Raw genomic sequence first — 17,761 nt, 5'->3', positions numbered from 1 at the left:
GTAACGGCTGTATTTGCCGCATCTGCCGGAACGTTTTTGAGAACACCTGTAATCGTAACGTTACCAGCTGCTTCTGATGAGTTGATTACATTATCTGAAGTAACAGGATTAACTGAGAAAGTTACCCCATCTGTATTCGGACCAACTGCATCAACAATAGCTGTGCCCGGCAATGATGGGTTGCCTGCCGGGTCCGTAGCAATCGCTTCAACTTCATCGCCATCATTGAGACCTGGATTTGGCACAGTCCAGTTACCATCCGGTCCTGCAACTACACTTGCTGTGCTGCCATCAGGATAAGTTACTGTCACTGTTGAACCAGGTTCTGCTGTACCTGTAATTGGATCTGTCCCGTTAACCGGGTCAATCACTGGTGCTGCTGGCGCTGTGGTATCAACTGTATAAGTTTGAGTATCTTTAACAGTGCTGCTATTACCTGCCGCATCTGTAAACGTTACAGTAGCATCAATGGTTTTATCTGCATCAGCTGTTAAACCACTACCTGGTACGCTTACTGTCCATGTACCCGCTGTTTTGTCTACAGTTGCATTATAAGTTACCCCATTAATAACAACTGTAACGGCCGTATTCGCTGCATCTGTTGGAATATTTTTAAGAACACCAGTAATCGTAACGTTACCAGCTGCTTCTGATGAGTTGATTACATTATCTGAAGTAACAGGATTAACTGAGAAAGTTACCCCATCTGTATTTGGTGGTGTTGTGTCGGTAGGTGTTGAAGAGTCGTCATCATCGCTATCACTGTTTGATGCTGCGGCAATGATACCACCCGCAACTAACGGGATAGCCCATAACCATGGGTTTATGCCCGCATCGTGATAAAGCAATGGTTCAATTGAAGAAATAGGCTGATAAATAACATCAGACACTAACTCTTGTGGTGCTTCTGCAGGTAAAGCAGCTGGTAAATCTTCAGCTACGAGTGCTTGGGGTTCAACATCACTGTCGGCATCAGCATCGGCATCAGCATCGGCGTCTGCATCATTCTCAGCATCTTTGAATTTTGCCCAGATTAACTGTCCATTTTCGTCTTGAAAAACAAGGCTGTTATCTTTAGGCTCAGCTGTTCCACTAAAGAAGCCTTCAATAACAATAGTTTCGCCGTTTTTAAGGCGAATGACTGCATTGGTTCCCTCCCTATTCACTACCAATACATCACTGGCAGCCACTTTTACCAATACGACTGACGCTTCTGAAAGTTTCGCAGAAGTTCCCTTGATGGTTGACAAGGTGTCGTGACTATCCTTGGCAATTATTTGTATTTCAGGCATATCTGTATTCCTTTTATATTATTGATTTAAATGATTTTATGTATAATTCTTTTTACTTAATGTTTTCAAGTTTTTGACCTACAACTTAAAAACATTAAGTAATGTGATCATTTTTACATTAAACACTTTAAAATAAAAAAAACAAATACTAAAGTACCTATAGAAAAATTTTTAATTAATACAAATTATATATAAGTCTTTATTAGGTTTTTCTTATGTTAATTTAACTAAAAATCGCATTAAATGTTTTATATATAAAACAAATTTAATATTTTATTATTTACCATTTGTTGAAATGTCATTTAATTAAAATATTCATATAACAATTATTAATATCTTAATAAAATAAAATATATTATTAATGATATATATAGAAAAAAAAGGCTTTAGGTAATATTTTACTATTACACTAAAACCTAATTTTTAAATATCTTATAAAATTTAAAACTGCAAATATTTAGAAATTATCAGGACTCTCAAATCGTTTTACTTCTTGTAACTTATTTGGGTCATGCATTGTTGCAATTCCATCTTCAGTTTTTTGGTCTACCAGAATATCCGGATTAAAAACGGTAATCGTTTCTCTACCCAGTGCATCCTCTCCAACAATATATTGAAAGCCTCTCCGATTCATCTTATGACACAATCTTTGATATAGACCTTTTAAACCTTCGGTTTCTTCATTCGGATTGTAATAGAAAGCATTCATCACAGCCGGCAGACCCAGACCACATACGATGCCTGATAACAATACACTAATAAACGTATAGCCAATCAGAATACTGCTATATGGACTTAATGCAGGAATATTGGCAACTGCCAAAATTAATGCAAGCGAAATTCCGCCTCGTACCCCACCCCAAGATAGAATCGTTAGACTACCATTATAACTTTTCATTTTCCGCATGTTCGGGAAAAAGGCAAAAGCCATAAAGTTGGCAGCAAAACGAGAGATATGAAGTATAAAGAATGCAACAATACCACCTAAAATTAGGCTAAAGTTTAAATCAAGAATAAATAACTCTAAGCCAATTAAAGTAAACAGGAATGAGTTGATGATTCCTTCTACGGTATGCCAAAAATGATTAACTTCTTGAATCTCTCGCTCTTCGCGTATTTCTTTCCATTTGTTTCCAACAATTAAACCGCCAATTACACAAGCGATTGGTGCTGATGCATGTGCAAACAAAGCAACCAAATATGCTCCACTCGCGAGCAAAGCTGTTGTGAGAATCAGAGACTCCATTTCGTGTTTACCACGTAATAGACGTAACACCCCTACCCCAAATGCCCAACCAATCCCGACCGCAACAACGATTTCATAGAGTAAAGCTTCTAGTGTCGCTATCAACGAGAAATGTTCACCTTGTAAAACATTGAGCAAGGTCATAAATAATGCAATACACATTGCATCATTAAATAGTGACTCGCCTTCTAGTTTAACAATTAGATGATGCGGCGCACGAATCGAACTCAGTACACCTTTAATACCAATAGGGTCTGTTGCTCCTAAAGCTGCACCTAAAAGTAAAAGCACCAGAATTGGCACATGATATCCAACTAGTAGTTGAAACCCATAGAGCAATCCACCAAATAAAACGGCGCAAATGACTAATGCAATGGTGGCCAAAATACTGATTTGCTTCCAGTAACTTCTTAAATCAGAAATTTTAAATTTAAGTGCTGAAGAAGTTAGAATAAAACAGATCACACCATTAATTAAAAAATCGTAGAAGTCGATATTGCGTACTACTTCCTCAATATGGTGGATATTGATGGTAATAAATTCGTTACCATTTAACAGACTAGCCCCCCATTGCAAAATAAAGACAAAAATTGCCGAAACCAGAGGTACACCAATAGCCTGTGGAAAGCCTAAAATACGCTTATTAAAAATCGTGGTGGCTATTGAGAGCGCAAAAACCACTGTAAGTGCTTGTAGTAGAAAAAATTACCCATGAATACCCTTCTTCTGGGTCAACGACCAAATAAAAGAAACTTTGCTAGATCGACCAAACTGAACAAAAAAGCTGGCATTAACAATGCCATAATCTTAAAAACAAAAACTAGGACACAAGTTTAACGAATTGATTGAACAATCTATCACTCTGTTAAATTTCTTAACATTATTTATAGTTATGATCTAAAGAAAATGGATGAGCTTCTTAAATATGTTTAACAAGACTCACCCTATAAAATCTTAAACTGGATTATTAAAAGTATCACATTGGTTAATATCGCCAGTTTTTAAACCAACCTGAAACCAGTGCATTCGCTGTTCACTACTACCATGAGTAAAGCTATCTGGAACAATCTGACCAGTAGAGCGCTTCTGTAAATAATCATCTCCAATTTTTTGAGCAGCATCCATCGCTTCTTCAATGTCACCTTGCTCTAAAAATTGAGTACGTTGCTGATTATGACTCGCCCAAATACCAGCTAAACAATCGGCTTGCAATTCTTGGCGAACAGATAATTGATTACCCTCTGTTTGGCTTGCTTGTGCACGGGCTTGTTGTACTTGTGAAGAAATACCAAGCAAAGTTTGAACATGATGCCCTACCTCATGTGCGACAACATAAGCTTGAGCAAAATCGCCTGCCTGATCTTGTCTGGAAAGTTCAGATTGGTTTTGCTCACCAGAAATTCCCATTTGCTGACGCATATCTTTAAAGAATTCTGTATCGATATAAACCTTCTGGTCTGCCGGACAATAAAATGGCCCCATTGCTGATTGGGCAGTACCACACCCTGACTGAATCATTCCACTAAACAACACCAATCTTGGCGGCGTATAGGTTTTACCTAACTGTTTAAATATAGGAGTCCACGTATCTTCTGTATCAGCCAAAACAGTTCCAACAAAATCAGAGGCTTCTTTTTGCTCGGCTGTTAAACTTTCTGGTGCAGTTGCATTTGACTGTTGTGATGCAGTGACCTGCTGAGTTGCCTGATAAGCCTGTTGGGGATCAACCCCAAAAAACTTCCACGCAACAAATGCAACAACCAAACCAATAATGCTAATACCACCTGCTCTAACACCGCCACCACCTCGACGATCTTCAACATTGGTACTAATTCGACGACCTTTCCAGCGCATAATTTCCCTCTTATTTTAGAATGGCATCATGAACCCGATGCTTTTTTTGGCCACATTTTTTGTATTAAGCTCACAATTAATAGAACAATTGCACCAGCAACTAGTCCTATTACAAAGTTAACCAGCGTCGGTGTTAAAGCACCAATGATATTTCCTACCGCTGGGATAGTCTCAACATGGTCCACTGTATTTTCAGTTAAATGATGTAGTAAAGGAATAGTATGATTAATGATCCCTCCCCCTACCAAAAACATTGCAATAGTGCCGACAATAGAAAGTAACTTCATCAAAATAGGTGCAAATGCGAGCAAGCCACGACCTAAAGTCTGCTTAAAAGATGCCGTTTGATCTGTTAGATATAATCCAAGATCATCAATCTTAACAATCATGGCAACCAAGCCATAAACACCAATTGTCATCACAACTGCGATAATACTGAGTACACTTACTTTAGTCATTAAGGTAGCGGTAGCAACGGTACCCAAAGAGATCACAACAATTTCTGCAGATAAAATAAAGTCAGTGCGAACAGCACCTTTGATTTTATCTTTTTCAAATGTTGCTAAATCTAATTCTTCGTTTTCAAGCTCTGCTTTGGCCTCCTCAGGAGTAGAGGACTTTTTATGCATAATGGTATGAAGAACTTTTTCCACTCCCTCATAACATAAAAATAAGCCTCCCAACATTAATAGTGGATTAATGAGCCAAGGCGCAATCACACTAATTAATAGTGCTAAGGGAACTAAAATAAGTTTATTAACAAACGAGCCTTTAGCCACTTTCCAAACAATAGGAAGCTCACGATCTGCACGAACACCTGTGACTTGCTGAGCATTCAAGGCTAAATCATCACCTAAAACTCCAGCAGTTTTCTTTGCTGCCATTTTGCTCATTAAAGCAACGTCATCTAAAATTGTTGCAATATCATCTAGTAATAAAAGTAAGCCACTTGCCATTTCTTATCCAAGTTTGTATTTATTACGCTATTGTAAGATGATTTTTTTGAATTTCTGTAATTTTACTGAATAAATTCACAATATTATTTTAAGAAAAGTTTACCCAATCGCTGACGAATTTTTTTTATTTCCCGTACAATAATGCCAATCTTTTATATTGCAGGGCTTACTACCCCTGATTAAGCCAATAAGACAGTGGAATAAATAATGAGTAATGTTGATCAGCGTCCAATTATTTTGACAGGCGACCGCCCAACCGGACAACTTCATCTTGGGCATTTTGTCGGTTCTTTGCGTTCTCGTGTAGGTTTACAGGATAGCCATCATCAACATCTCTTATTAGCAGATGCTCAAGCATTAACAGATAATGCAGATAATCCAGATAAAGTCCGTCGCAATATTTTGGAAGTTGCTCTAGATTATTTAGCTGTAGGCATTGATCCAACAAAAACCACGATTTGCGTACAATCATGCTTGCCAGCCCTGAATGAGCTCACCATGCTCTATCTTAACTTCGTGACGGTTGCGCGCTTAGAACGTAACCCGACCATTAAGTCTGAAATTCAAATGCGTGGTTTCGAGCGTGACATTCCGGCTGGTTTCCTCTGCTACCCTGTTGCACAAGCTGCTGACATTACTGCTTTCAAAGCGACTGTGGTTCCAGTGGGTGAAGATCAGATTCCAATGATTGAACAAACCAATGAAATTGTACGTCGAATAAACCGTCAAATTGGCCAAGACCTTTTGCCTGAATGTAAAGCTTTGCTTTCAAATATGGCACGTTTACCAGGTTTTGATGGCAAGGCAAAAATGTCTAAATCATTAGGCAATACCATTGTTTTAAATGCTTCTGATAAAGACATTAAAAAAGCTGTAAATGCAATGTATACCGATCCAAATCATCTTCGTATTGAAGATCCAGGTCAGGTTGAAGGAAACATTGTATTTACTTACTTAGATGCATTTGATCCAAATAAAGAAGAAGTTGAAGAATTAAAAGCGCATTATCGTCGCGGTGGTCTAGGTGATGGAACTGTTAAAAAGCGTCTTGAAGGTGTTTTGAAAGAATTGATTACCCCTATCCGTGAACGTCGTGAAGAACTTGCTAAAGATCCTGATTACATTATGGATGTTTTACGTCAAGGTACAGATAAGTGTCGTCTTATTACTCAACAGACCTTAGATGAAGTTAAAGACGGTTTAGGATTATTTAAATTCTAATTCCTTTAAAAACTAAAAAGCCTTTCGGGGCTTTTTTTATGCTTATTTAATCCATAGTATTAATTTTTTAGAATTACTAATGTATTCACTATCATTCACATGCTTTTACCCTATTAACGTGAAGTAACACTTATTAACGCTAATAGCGATGAAGAATTTCTTAACTATCTCTATTATTCGTTATGTAGGTTACATCATATGAACCTCACGACATTTCTCCTTAAACCGAAACTGTTTTTACAGATTCGTTGTTCTACGCAATGATCACCCCAATCATTGCGTATTTTTTCGCCTATAATAATGTTGGCAATTTAGGTTGAAATTCAACCGAGTTACAGTAATGCTTCTGTTGAAAATGCTCAAACTTCTTTGTCTGATCAAGTGGTGAATAGCGCGCTACGCTATCGCTCACAAGCGCCTTTGATTGATAACTTAATAAATGAATTGGGCTTACAAGGTGGTGATGTCAATGGTTTGACTCAAGGGTTGAAACCAAAAGCTGAGTAAGGGTGATACACTCTGTTTAGTACTCCTATTTCAATGTAGACCGAAATGCTAAATGTTCGATCTACAATTTTCATCTTCCGTTTCACCCATTCCTATGGTGAAAATGAGTAATTAGATACCAAGTTCAGTATAAGGTTAGCAAAATATCAAACAGGGCATCTCTCCCCTTGAATTAAATCACGCGTTGAAAAAGTATAGCGAAACAGATGCCCAACGTTTAATAAGAGAGGCGCTGACTACTAGCGACCTCTCGATGGATGAATAAACGTGAGGAACTAAGCTTTATGGACTAGAAGCTGGTAGTAAAGAAATTTGTTTAAGAGGCTCGCGTTTTGCCCCAAGTTCGCGAAGCTTTTCCATAAAACTAGATTCCTTTATTGGTAGACCACCAATGATTTTCCCTACTTCAGCGTTGATGATAGCAGCAACAATCAATCCACCGATTGCTCCCCCTGCAGCGCCAGCTCCTGTGGCTTGACCGTAGCTCATATTTCCTGAGGAAAATTTCTTACCAATTATGGCACCAGTAGTACCTCCTACTGCGCCAGCTGTGGCAAAGGATACTAGACTAACCTTATGGGATGCAGGTTCTTTAGTATAAGCTAGAGTATTACACGTCACATTGTCAGATGGAACTTCAACAGGCACTGCCTTTGTTGTGAAGTAGCGATAAATTTTGACTGGCTCCTTAGGGTCTTTTGGTAAGTAAAAGCCACCATCAGTTGCTGCAGGTTGTCCTGGAATTGATGGATAGTCTGGGCTTCGAATTGAAATACTACCAGGTGCCCCTCGAAAGAACGTGCCCTTTTCATCTATCTTTTCTGACCAATATGGTCCCCGTTCTAGACGAGTGGTCCACTCCACATTGAGTGGACCATAGAGCCCTGTAGTTGAAAGAGGCTCTTTGAGGAAGATACAAGTAAGTTCAATTGGTGTCTGTAACTTTTCTGGATTTGTGGCACACCCCGAAATTAAAGTGCAGAAGAGAATCACACTAGATATTTTCACATACATGACGATTGCCTTTGTCATTGATATTTTTGTAAAGATACAACTAGTCTACTAGATTTTATTTAGTAGACTAAGTCCATGAATACTCCAATTATATTTCCCAGTAAAAAAACCAATATCTCCATTGGGGTTTTAAGATTAAAATCTAATGAATGAGGCTAAACATTTCTCTTTAAAAGGGAATATTTATAAGCGATTGAATATTAAGTTATTTATGAAAATTGGTATTAGGCATAAGGCTCTTCTTTTTCATCTTAAAGAATGAAAATAGATAATATGTAGAATTTAAATATCATTCAAAAAAATTAATATTTTTTTCAATTCTAAAATCACTTCATCTTCACCATACAAGTACTCATCACCTTCAGGACATATAACGCTAGAATTAGAATCATACTCCCTATTATCTCTTCCTCTGAATTTAAGTCATCAAGAAGAACTTCTATTCTTTGTGTATTCTTGATAGAGATATCATTTTTATCTATAAATTTTTCGATACAATAAATTAATTCTTCTCTACTCATTTATTTTTCCCTTGAATTAATTATGTTAATTATTCAATGTTTTATTAGAATTAATTTCATTTTAATAAAAAACCCCAATGTCTCCATTGGGGTTTTTTTAAAGATCAAAATCTAACGAATTACGCTAAACCTTTCTCTTTTAAAACTTGCAACATTGTTGAACCAAGCTCAGCTGGGCTACGAGTGTAAGCCATTCCCGCGCGTTCAAATGCAGCGAATTTCTCTTCAGCAGTACCTTGACCACCAGAAATGATCGCACCAGCGTGACCCATACGCTTACCTTTAGGTGCAGTTACACCAGCAATGTAACCTACTACAGGCTTAGTCACGTTAGATTTGATGAATTCAGCAGCTTCTTCTTCCGCTGTACCACCGATCTCACCGATCATGATGATAGCATCAGTATCTGGATCGTCTTGGAACAATTGAAGAGCTTCGATTTGGTTCATACCTGGGATTGGGTCACCACCAATACCGATACAAGTAGATTGACCCAAACCAAGCTTAGTTGTTTGAGCAACAGCTTCATAAGTCAATGTACCTGAACGTGAAATAATACCAATACGACCTGGTTGGTGGATGTGACCAGGCATAATACCGATCTTACATTCACCCGGAGTGATCACGCCTGGGCAGTTAGGACCAACTAAACGAGTACCGTTACCGTTAGTTTCTAAATAGCGTTTTGCTTTAAGCATGTCGATTGTTGGAACACCTTCAGTGATCACAACGATTAGACCAACACCTGAATCAACCGCTTCAACGATAGAGTCTAAAACGAATGGAGCTGGTACATAGATTACAGATGCATCTGCATTTGTTTCACGTACAGCTTCTTTCATTGTGTTGAATACAGGCAAGTCAAGGTGAGTTGTACCACCTTTACCTGGAGTAACACCACCAACAACTTTTGTACCGTAGTCTAAAGCTTGTGCAGAGTGGAAAGTACCGTTTTTACCAGTAAAACCTTGTACCAATACTTTAGTGTCTTTATTAATTAATACGCTCATGATTGATACTCCCCTTACGCTTTAACTGCAGCTACAACTTTTTCTGCGGCATCAGACAAGCCGTTCGCAGAAATTAATTTCAAACCAGATTCATCAAGTAATTTAGCACCTAATTCAGCGTTGTTACCTTCTAAACGAACAACAACTGGAACAGTTACGTTTACTTCTTGAACCGCTGCAATAATCGCTTCAGCGATCATGTCACAACGTACGATACCACCGAAGATGTTGATTAAAACACCTTGTACAGATGTATCAGCAAGGATGATTTTGAACGCTTCGATTACACGTTCTTTAGTTGCACCGCCACCAACGTCAAGGAAGTTTGCAGGCTGACCACCATAAAGTTTAATGATGTCCATAGTTGCCATTGCAAGACCAGCACCGTTAACCATACAACCGATGTTACCTTCTAAAGCAACATAGTTAAGATCAAATTCAGATGCTTTTAATTCACGCTCATTCTCTTGAGATTTGTCACGTAAAGCAGCAACTTTAGGTAAACGGTAAAGCGCGTTAGAGTCGATACCAACTTTTGCATCTACACATAAAATATCACCATTTTCACGAACTGAAAGTGGGTTAATTTCGAATAATGCAAAGTCATTTTCTACAAATGCTTGGTAAGCAGCAGCCATAATTTTAACAAACTGGCTGATTTGCTTGTCTTTCAAACCTAAAGCAAACGCAACTTCACGCGCTTGGAATGGTTGTAAGCCAACTAATGGATCAACTTCAACTTTGATAATTTTTTCTGGAGTTTCTTCTGCAACTTTCTCGATTTCTACACCACCTTCTGTAGAAGCCATGAAAGTAATACGACGGCTAGAACGGTCTACAACCGCGCCCAAGTAAAGCTCACGCTCAACTGGGTATACGTCTTCAGCAACAATAATGCTGTTTACTGGTTGACCATTTGCATCAGTTTGATACGTTACAAGACGAGTACCAATAATGTTGTTTGCAAATTCGATAACATCTTCTTTAGATTTTGCAACTTTAACGCCACCAGCCTTACCGCGACCACCAGCATGAACTTGCGCTTTCATTACCGCGAATTTACCACCAAGCTGTTCGAATGCAGCAACTGCTTCGTCTGCATTGGTTGCCAAGATACCTTCTTGTACCGGCATACCATATTCTTTCAATAACGCTTTAGCTTGATACTCATGTAAGTTCATTTAGTTACCTACTTAACTTTGTTTGTTGTCTTCAATTTGCGCAACATTCTCATGTTGTATATGCAAATTGCTGTCTACCTCTATCACCTTGATGTTTTTTTAATCACACCATCAAATGTGAAAAAGAGCGGAGAACCGCTCTTTATTTTATTTACGCTTACGTTGAATCGCGTGAATTGCACGACCATCTACAGCAAGTGCAGCTTCATGAACAACTTCAGAGAATGTTGGATGACCAAATGTCATTAACTGAAGATCTTCAACAGAAGATACAAATTCAAGTGCGATCATACCTTGGTGTACGATATCAGATGCAGCAGGTCCAATGACATGCATACCTAATAAACGGTCAGTTTTTGCATCAGCAACAAACTTAACGAAACCAGCACCCTCACCCGCTGCTAAAGCACGACCATTTACAGCAAAACCGAATTGACCAGTTTTAACTTCATGACCTTTTTCTTTAGCTTGTTCTTCAGTTAAACCAACCCATGCCGCTTCCGGATGCGTATAGATAACAGAAATGATTGTGTCATAGTTCACTTGAGCTGCATGACCGTGGATACGCTCAACAGCCATTACACCTTCTTCCATTGCTTTATGAGCAAGCATTGGACCACGAACCAAGTCACCAATTGCATATACACCTTCTACAGAAGTTGCACAGTAATCGTTTACTTCAACTAAACCACGTTCAGTCAATTTAATGCCTGAATCATCTGCCAATAAACCTTCTGCATAAGCTTTACGGCCTACACAAACGATTAATTTGTCAAAAGTTTGAGTTTTTTCTTCGCCACCTTGGGTGTATTTAACAGTCACTTCACGACCATTAATCTCAGTACCAGCAACTTTAGCGCCAATACGAATATCAAGACCTTGCTTAGTTAAAAGTTTTTGGTAGTCTTTTGCCAAAGCTTTATCAGCCATTGGTAAAAATGCATCCATTGCTTCAAATACAACAACTTCAGCACCAAGACGACGCCAAACAGAACCAAGCTCTAAACCGATTACACCAGCGCCAATAACACCTAAACGTTTAGGTACTTCTTGGAAGTTTAATGCGCCAGTTGAATCAACAATAATATCTTGATCTACAGGAGCTACTGGAATATTTACAGGCACAGAACCAGATGCAAGAATCACGTATTTAGGTTCTAAAACTTGAGTTTCACCTTCGTGCGAAACAAACTCAACTTTTTTACCAGCAAGTAATTTACCAGTACCTTTTAACCACTCAATACCATTGCCTTTAAGCAATTGATCGACACCGCCAGTTAATTGGTCAACAACTTTGTCTTTACGAGCAAGAAGCTTAGCAAGATCAAAATTCACTTCACCTGTAGTAATACCGTGATCAGCTAAATGATGCACTGTATCTTCATAACGATGTGAAGAGTCAAGTAATGCTTTAGAAGGAATACAACCTACGTTTAAGCATGTACCACCTAAAGATGGCTTACCGTTGTGAATACGTTTTTCGATACAAGCGACTTTAAAGCCTAGTTGAGCAGCACGAATTGCAGCTTCATAACCACCAGGACCACCGCCAATAACAACAAGATCAAATTGTTGAGACATTGTTTATCTCCATGGTCCGAGATAGAGGATCGCTCTATCTCGGTAATATTATTCGAAGAAATTAAAGATCAAGGATGAGTTTAGCTGGTTCTTCTAACAATTCTTTGATTGCTACCAAGAAACCTACTGCTTCTTTACCATCGATCATACGGTGGTCATAAGAAAGCGCTAAATACATCATTGGCAAGATTTCAACTTGACCATTTACAGCCATAGGACGCTCTTGGATTTTGTGCATACCCAAGATACCAGTTTGCGGCTGATTCAAAATTGGAGTTGAAAGTAATGAACCGAAAGTACCACCGTTAGTAATAGTGAAAGTACCACCAGTCATTTCTTCGATAGATAATTTACCATCGCGCGCTTTAGCAGCATAAGCACCAATACCTGCTTCAACTTCTGCATAGCTCATACGATCAGTATCACGTAATACTGGAACAACAAGACCACGATCAGAAGATACTGCAACACCGATGTCATAGTAACCGTGATAAACAATATCATCGCCATCAATTGAAGCATTTACCGCAGGATAGCGCTTAAGTGCTTCAGTTACAGCTTTAACAAAGAATGACATGAAGCCTAAACGAGCACCATGACGTTTTTCAAACGCATCTTTATATTGCTTACGCAATTCCATGATTGGCTTCATGTTAACTTCGTTAAATGTAGTTAACATTGCAGTTTCTTGAGTTGCAGAAAGAAGACGCTCAGCTACACGCTTACGTAAACGAGTCATTGGAACGCGTTTTTCGATACGCTCACCAACAGCTACGCTTAACGGAGTAACGTTAGCAGCTGGTTTAGTTTGATGGTTTGCCACATCTTCTTTAGTGATACGACCACCGCGACCAGTACCTTGTACGTCAGCAGCAGCAATACCAGTTTCAGACAAAGCTTTACGAACTGCAGGAGCTTGACCAGATACAGCTTCAGTGCGCTCAACAACAGGAGCTGCACCAGCTTGAGTTTGAGCAACTGCTTGCTCTACTGTAGGAGCAGCCGCTGCACCAGCACCAGCTTCAAACTGAGCAATCACTTCGTCAGAAAGAACTGTATCGCCTTCACCTTTAATGATTGCAACTAAGCTACCATCTGCAGGAGCAACCACTTCTAAAACAACTTTGTCGGTTTCAATATCACAGATTACTTCATCACGTGATACAGGTTCACCCACCTTTTTGTGCCAAGTTGCGATGGTTCCATCTGCAACAGACTCTGGGAATACCGGTGCTTTAATTTCGGTTGCCATTATTGAGAATCTCCTGATTGTTCAGCTTCGATTGCCAATGCATCATTAATTAGCTGAGCTTGTTGTTTTGCATGCAAGTACGGTGAGCCACAAGCTGGTGCAGCAGAAGCTTCACGACCTGCAAAACTGATACGGATTTGTTTGCCAGATTTTAAGATATCGTCGTATAAACGAGGTGCGATAAATAACCAAGCGCCTTGGTTCTTCGGCTCTTCTTGTGTCCAAACAAGTTCTTTCACGTTTGGATATGCAGCCAAGATTTCCGCAAGACGTTGTTCTGGATATGGATATAACTGTTCAATACGTACGATTGCGACGTTAGTTAAGTTTTGTTCACGACGTTTTTCAAGTAAGTCGTAATAAACTTTACCACCACAAAGTACAAGACGAGTTACATCTGACTTGTTAATTTGATCGATTTCGTCAATTACAGTCTGGAATGAACCATTTGCAAGCTCTTCTAAAGTAGAAGTCGCAAGTTTATGACGAAGTAAAGATTTCGGTGACATTACAATCAATGGCTTACGAATTGGGCGTACAGCTTGACGACGTAATGCATGGAAAATCTGTGCAGGTGTCGTTGGAGTGATCACTTGCATGTTATCTTCAGCACATAACTGTAAGAAACGTTCTAAACGAGCTGATGAATGCTCTGGACCTTGACCTTCGAAACCATGTGGTAACAACATTGTTAAACCACAAACTCGTTCCCACTTAGTCTCGCCAGAAGCAATAAATTGGTCAATTACAACCTGAGCACAGTTTACGAAGTCACCAAATTGTGCTTCCCAAATAATTAAGCTCTTAGGAATTGTAGTTGCATAACCATATTCAAATGCAAGAACAGCTTCTTCAGATAATAAAGAATCGTAAATTGCAAAACGTGGTTGGTTCTCTTTAACATGACAAAGAGGAATATACGTTGAACCATCAACTTGGTTATGCAATTTTGCATGACGGTGTGAGAATGTACCACGCCCAACGTCTTCACCAGTAATACGAACAAGGTAATCTTCATCGATCAAGGTTGCGTAAGCTAAAGTTTCAGCAGCACCCCAGTTCAATGCAATTTCACCAGTTTGCATTTTCACACGATCTTCAATTACTTTTTGCACTTGACGCTGCATAACAAATCCTTCCGGAAGTTTGCTCATGCCCTCGCCTAATTCTTTTAAGCGATTTAAGTCAAATGAAGTATCCCAATCGTCTGTATAGTCATGGCCCAAATAAGGTGTCCAATCAACAAACATTTTTGTATTTGGTTCAAGCACCAAAGCGTTTGCCACATGGTTTCCGGCTTCTAAATCAGCACGGTAATCTTCAACCATTTGGTCTGCTTCAGCACGATCAATTACTTTGTTTTGAACAAGTTGATCTGCATAGAGTGTACGAGTTGTTGCTTTTTTAGCAATCACTTGATACATCAATGGCTGTGTACCAGACGGCTCATCTGCTTCGTTATGACCACGACGACGGTAACAGAACAAGTCAAGTACTACGTCTTTACGGAATTCGTGACGGAAATCATGTGCTAATTGAGTAGCAAAGATTACTGCTTCAGGATCATCGCCATTCACATGGAAGATTGGCGTCTGAATCATTTTTGCAACGTCAGTACAATACTCAGTAGAACGCGCATCACGTGGATCAGAAGTTGTAAAACCAACTTGGTTGTTCACGATAATGTGTACAGTACCACCAACCGTATAGCCACGAGTTTGTGACATCTGGAAGGTTTCCATGTTCACACCTTGACCTGCAAATGCAGCATCACCATGAACAATTACTGGTAATACATCATCACCACCGATGTCTCTACGACGCACTTGACGTGCACGTACAGAACCCTCAACTACAGGACCAACGATTTCCAAGTGAGATGGGTTAAATGCTAATGCCAAGTGAACTTCGCCACCTGGAGTCATTACATTACTTGAGAAACCTTGATGGTATTTAACGTCGCCAGAACCTTTCTTATGAATAGCTTTACCTTCAAACTCGCCAAACAAGTCTGCAGGGTTTTTACCCATAATATTAACAAGAAGGTTTAAACGGCCACGGTGTGGCATACCAATAACAACTTCTTTACAACCAACAGCACCAGCACGTTGAATGATTTCATTCACCATAGGAATAAAAGATTCACCACCTTCTACACCAAAGCGTTTAGCACCAACGTATTTATTACCTAGGAATTTTTCAAGCCCTTCTGCAGCGGTTAAACGCTCCAAGAACCCTTTCTTTTGATCATTTGTAAAATTAAGCTGACCACGAACACTTTCAAGACGTTGTTGAATCCAACGCTTTTCTTTTGTGTCCACGATATGCATATATTCAACACCGATTGAACCACAATAGATTGCTTCCATTGCTTCAATCATTTCAGCAAGCGTTGCTTCGCTTTTGCCAATCTCAAGATTGCCTGTGTTGAATACTGTGTCTAAATCTGATTTGGTTAAACCATGTGCTGAAAGATCTAAATCGGGAATATCTTCACGCTTAGCAAGACCTAATGGATCTAATTTAGCTTTTTGATGTCCGCGATTACGATAAGCAGCAATAAGTTGTAAAACGCCAATTTGACGACGTTCATGCTCAGTACTTACAGTACTTTGTACAACAGGTTGAACACGATTAGCATTACGTCCTAGTAATAGGAATTGCTCACGCACAGCGCCGTGTGGTTGGTCACCCTTTGGATATTTATCGAAATATTGGCGCCAGTCCTCAGCTACAGAGGTTGGGGAAGACAGGTACTGCTCGTAAAGTTCTTCAATATACGCTGCACTATCAGCGGAAAGTTCAGTGTCAAGACGCAATGCGTCAGCAACTTCTTGCATTTGTGGACCCATTTCCTATTGCAAAAAATATTACAGGCTGCCTTTTAAGCACACCCATGATGCATAATGCCAAATTGGTAAAAAAGACATTACTTACCCAACAGGTCTTTAAGACCATGGGGCGTCATACTACCTAGAGAGGAAACTCCATAGGTAATTAATGAATCACAACACCCTCAATGGCATCATCACTCACCTTATACTCGATTAAAACCGAGCAATTTTTTGCAAATCTTTTTAGAAAAATTAACTTTAAAATTAACTTTTCTAAAATGACTTTAACCATAAAAATTAAGCACAGATCCAAGATCGTGCTACTTAAATTAATTTCACTAGTATACGCTTTTTTCACCTATAACTTTGTGGCAAATCGTATCATGTTCTTAAAGAACGATTGATTTTTTTGACACATACCACCTATAAATTGGCGAAATACATATGCGATTTTATCTTTTAATATATGGTGCAATATATAAAAATCTCATCTTTTTCGACCAAAGTCTAAAGTTTACATTATAAAGTTAAAAAAAAACGCACATCAAGGATGCGCGTTTTCTATTTGTGCAGAATTAACCCGCTTGATCAAATATCATATTACGGATATGACCAATTGCTTTTGTAGGGTTTAGACCTTTAGGACACACTGACACACAGTTCATAATACCTTTACAGCGGAACAAACTGAACGGGTCGTCTAAACGAGCCAAACGGTCTGCTGTTGCAGTATCACGAGAGTCGATAATGAAACGGTATGCATTCAACAATGCTGAAGGACCCAAGAACTTGTCAGGGTTCCACCAGAATGATGGGCACGAAGTTGAACAACATGCACAAAGAATACATTCATATAGACCATTCAAGTGTTCACGCTCTTCCGGAGATTGCAAACGCTCTTTAGGTGGAGCTGGCTGGTTATTAATCAAGAATGGCTGAATTTTGTCATATTGATCATAGAATTGGTTCATATCAACAACCAAATCTTTAATTACCGGCAAACCTGGTAATGGACGAATTACGATTTTCTCTGGTAAATCATTCAGGTTTTCTAAACAAGCCAAACCATTTTTACCATTGATATTCACACCATCCGAACCACAAATACCTTCACGGCAAGAACGACGGAATGTTAAAGTTTCGTCTTGAACTTTTAATGCAAGTAATGCATCAAGCAACATACGGTGCTTATCAGTCAATTCAAGCTTAAAAGTTTGCATGTACGGCGCTTTATCCTTATCAGGATCATAGCGGTAGATTTCGAATGTACGAGTACCTCTACTCATCTTTAT

The 17,761-nt window shown here is 39.0% G+C and carries 13 protein-coding genes and 1 pseudogene; 2 read left to right on the top strand and 12 right to left on the bottom strand.

The features are described from left to right. The 4 genes from RMB13_RS12990 to RMB13_RS12975 form a co-directional block, all read right to left on the bottom strand. Positions 1-1,292 (bottom strand): BapA/Bap/LapF family prefix-like domain-containing protein (locus RMB13_RS12990; RefSeq protein WP_311085428.1); only part of this gene is annotated, 1,292 nt, incomplete at its 3' end. 457 nt (positions 1,293-1,749) lie between these two features. Continuing rightward, positions 1,750-3,219 carry a cation:proton antiporter gene (locus RMB13_RS12985; protein ID WP_311085427.1) on the bottom strand — a complete coding sequence of 490 codons (1,470 nt, stop codon included), beginning with the start codon at positions 3,217-3,219 and terminating at the stop codon, positions 1,750-1,752. Positions 3,220-3,492: 273 nt separating this feature from the next. After that, positions 3,493-4,392, bottom strand: coding sequence for a neutral zinc metallopeptidase (locus tag RMB13_RS12980; protein ID WP_080027660.1), 900 nt, complete (start codon positions 4,390-4,392; stop codon positions 3,493-3,495). A gap of 26 nt (positions 4,393-4,418) precedes the next feature. Beyond that, entirely contained in the window at positions 4,419-5,348 is a 930-nt protein-coding gene (locus RMB13_RS12975) for a DUF808 domain-containing protein (RefSeq protein WP_056483215.1), read from the bottom strand. Positions 5,349-5,555: 207 nt separating this feature from the next. On the opposite strand from RMB13_RS12975, the gene trpS reads away from it, so the two are divergent. Together trpS and RMB13_RS12965 are read left to right on the top strand one after the other, a co-directional pair. Next, complete coding sequence (trpS, locus tag RMB13_RS12970) at positions 5,556-6,569, top strand: tryptophan--tRNA ligase (RefSeq protein ID WP_003655481.1); 1,014 nt, start codon at positions 5,556-5,558, stop codon at positions 6,567-6,569. A gap of 345 nt (positions 6,570-6,914) precedes the next feature. Further along, positions 6,915-7,076, top strand: a pseudogene (locus RMB13_RS12965) (flotillin domain-containing protein); the annotation flags it as partial. 282 nt (positions 7,077-7,358) lie between these two features. Here the strand turns inward: RMB13_RS12965 and RMB13_RS12960 are convergent. From RMB13_RS12960 to RMB13_RS12920, 8 genes are all read right to left on the bottom strand, one after another. Next, positions 7,359-8,090 (bottom strand): hypothetical protein, encoded by a 732-nt coding sequence (locus RMB13_RS12960; protein ID WP_132071738.1) that lies wholly within the window; start codon positions 8,088-8,090, stop codon positions 7,359-7,361. 640 nt (positions 8,091-8,730) lie between these two features. Then, positions 8,731-9,621, bottom strand: coding sequence for a succinate--CoA ligase subunit alpha (sucD, locus tag RMB13_RS12955; RefSeq protein WP_003655479.1), 891 nt, complete (start codon positions 9,619-9,621; stop codon positions 8,731-8,733). Positions 9,622-9,635: 14 nt separating this feature from the next. Further along, entirely contained in the window at positions 9,636-10,802 is a 1,167-nt protein-coding gene (sucC, locus tag RMB13_RS12950; RefSeq protein ID WP_003655470.1) for an ADP-forming succinate--CoA ligase subunit beta, read from the bottom strand. Positions 10,803-10,949: 147 nt separating this feature from the next. Further along, positions 10,950-12,383, bottom strand: a complete 1,434-nt coding sequence (gene lpdA / locus RMB13_RS12945; protein ID WP_005036509.1) for a dihydrolipoyl dehydrogenase — start codon at positions 12,381-12,383, stop codon at positions 10,950-10,952. Between the two features lie 61 nt (positions 12,384-12,444). After that, the gene (gene odhB, locus RMB13_RS12940; RefSeq protein WP_311085426.1) at positions 12,445-13,635 is read right to left on the bottom strand and encodes a 2-oxoglutarate dehydrogenase complex dihydrolipoyllysine-residue succinyltransferase; all 1,191 of its coding nucleotides are present in this window, start codon (positions 13,633-13,635) and stop codon (positions 12,445-12,447) included. After that, positions 13,635-16,475 carry a 2-oxoglutarate dehydrogenase E1 component gene (locus RMB13_RS12935; RefSeq protein ID WP_231764689.1) on the bottom strand — a complete coding sequence of 947 codons (2,841 nt, stop codon included), beginning with the start codon at positions 16,473-16,475 and terminating at the stop codon, positions 13,635-13,637. Before RMB13_RS12935 ends, odhB begins: the two co-directional genes overlap by 1 nt. A gap of 157 nt (positions 16,476-16,632) precedes the next feature. Beyond that, on the bottom strand, positions 16,633-16,761 hold the full coding sequence (locus RMB13_RS12925) for a hypothetical protein (RefSeq protein ID WP_002116082.1): 129 nt from the start codon (positions 16,759-16,761) through the stop codon (positions 16,633-16,635). A 283-nt stretch (positions 16,762-17,044) separates the two neighbouring features. Beyond that, a complete protein-coding gene (locus RMB13_RS12920; RefSeq protein ID WP_005036504.1) occupies positions 17,045-17,755 on the bottom strand; it encodes a succinate dehydrogenase iron-sulfur subunit in 711 nt (236 codons plus the stop codon). Positions 17,756-17,761 lie beyond the last annotated feature (6 nt).

This window comes from Acinetobacter sp. V102_4 (assembly GCF_031799005.1).
Taxonomy (GTDB): Bacteria; Pseudomonadota; Gammaproteobacteria; order Pseudomonadales; family Moraxellaceae; genus Acinetobacter; species Acinetobacter calcoaceticus.
The sequence above is the reverse complement of the archived record's forward strand: the minus strand, read 5'-3'. Positions and strand labels throughout refer to the sequence as shown.

What these genes read in the sequence shown, in the direction of transcription:
- RMB13_RS12935 (WP_231764689.1), bottom strand. Translation starts at nt 16,475, where the DNA reads ATGCAAGAAGTTGCTGACGCATTGCGTCTTGACACTGAACTTTCCGCT.
- sucD (WP_003655479.1), bottom strand. Translation starts at nt 9,621, where the DNA reads ATGAGCGTATTAATTAATAAAGACACTAAAGTATTGGTACAAGGTTTT.
- sucC (WP_003655470.1), bottom strand. Translation starts at nt 10,802, where the DNA reads ATGAACTTACATGAGTATCAAGCTAAAGCGTTATTGAAAGAATATGGT.
- lpdA (WP_005036509.1), bottom strand. Translation starts at nt 12,383, where the DNA reads ATGTCTCAACAATTTGATCTTGTTGTTATTGGCGGTGGTCCTGGTGGT.
- trpS (WP_003655481.1), top strand. Translation starts at nt 5,556, where the DNA reads ATGAGTAATGTTGATCAGCGTCCAATTATTTTGACAGGCGACCGCCCA.
- RMB13_RS12980 (WP_080027660.1), bottom strand. Translation starts at nt 4,392, where the DNA reads ATGCGCTGGAAAGGTCGTCGAATTAGTACCAATGTTGAAGATCGTCGA.
- RMB13_RS12925 (WP_002116082.1), bottom strand. Translation starts at nt 16,761, where the DNA reads ATGGTTAAAGTCATTTTAGAAAAGTTAATTTTAAAGTTAATTTTTCTA.
- RMB13_RS12975 (WP_056483215.1), bottom strand. Translation starts at nt 5,348, where the DNA reads ATGGCAAGTGGCTTACTTTTATTACTAGATGATATTGCAACAATTTTA.
- odhB (WP_311085426.1), bottom strand. Translation starts at nt 13,635, where the DNA reads ATGGCAACCGAAATTAAAGCACCGGTATTCCCAGAGTCTGTTGCAGAT.
- RMB13_RS12920 (WP_005036504.1), bottom strand. Translation starts at nt 17,755, where the DNA reads ATGAGTAGAGGTACTCGTACATTCGAAATCTACCGCTATGATCCTGAT.
- RMB13_RS12960 (WP_132071738.1), bottom strand. Translation starts at nt 8,090, where the DNA reads ATGTATGTGAAAATATCTAGTGTGATTCTCTTCTGCACTTTAATTTCG.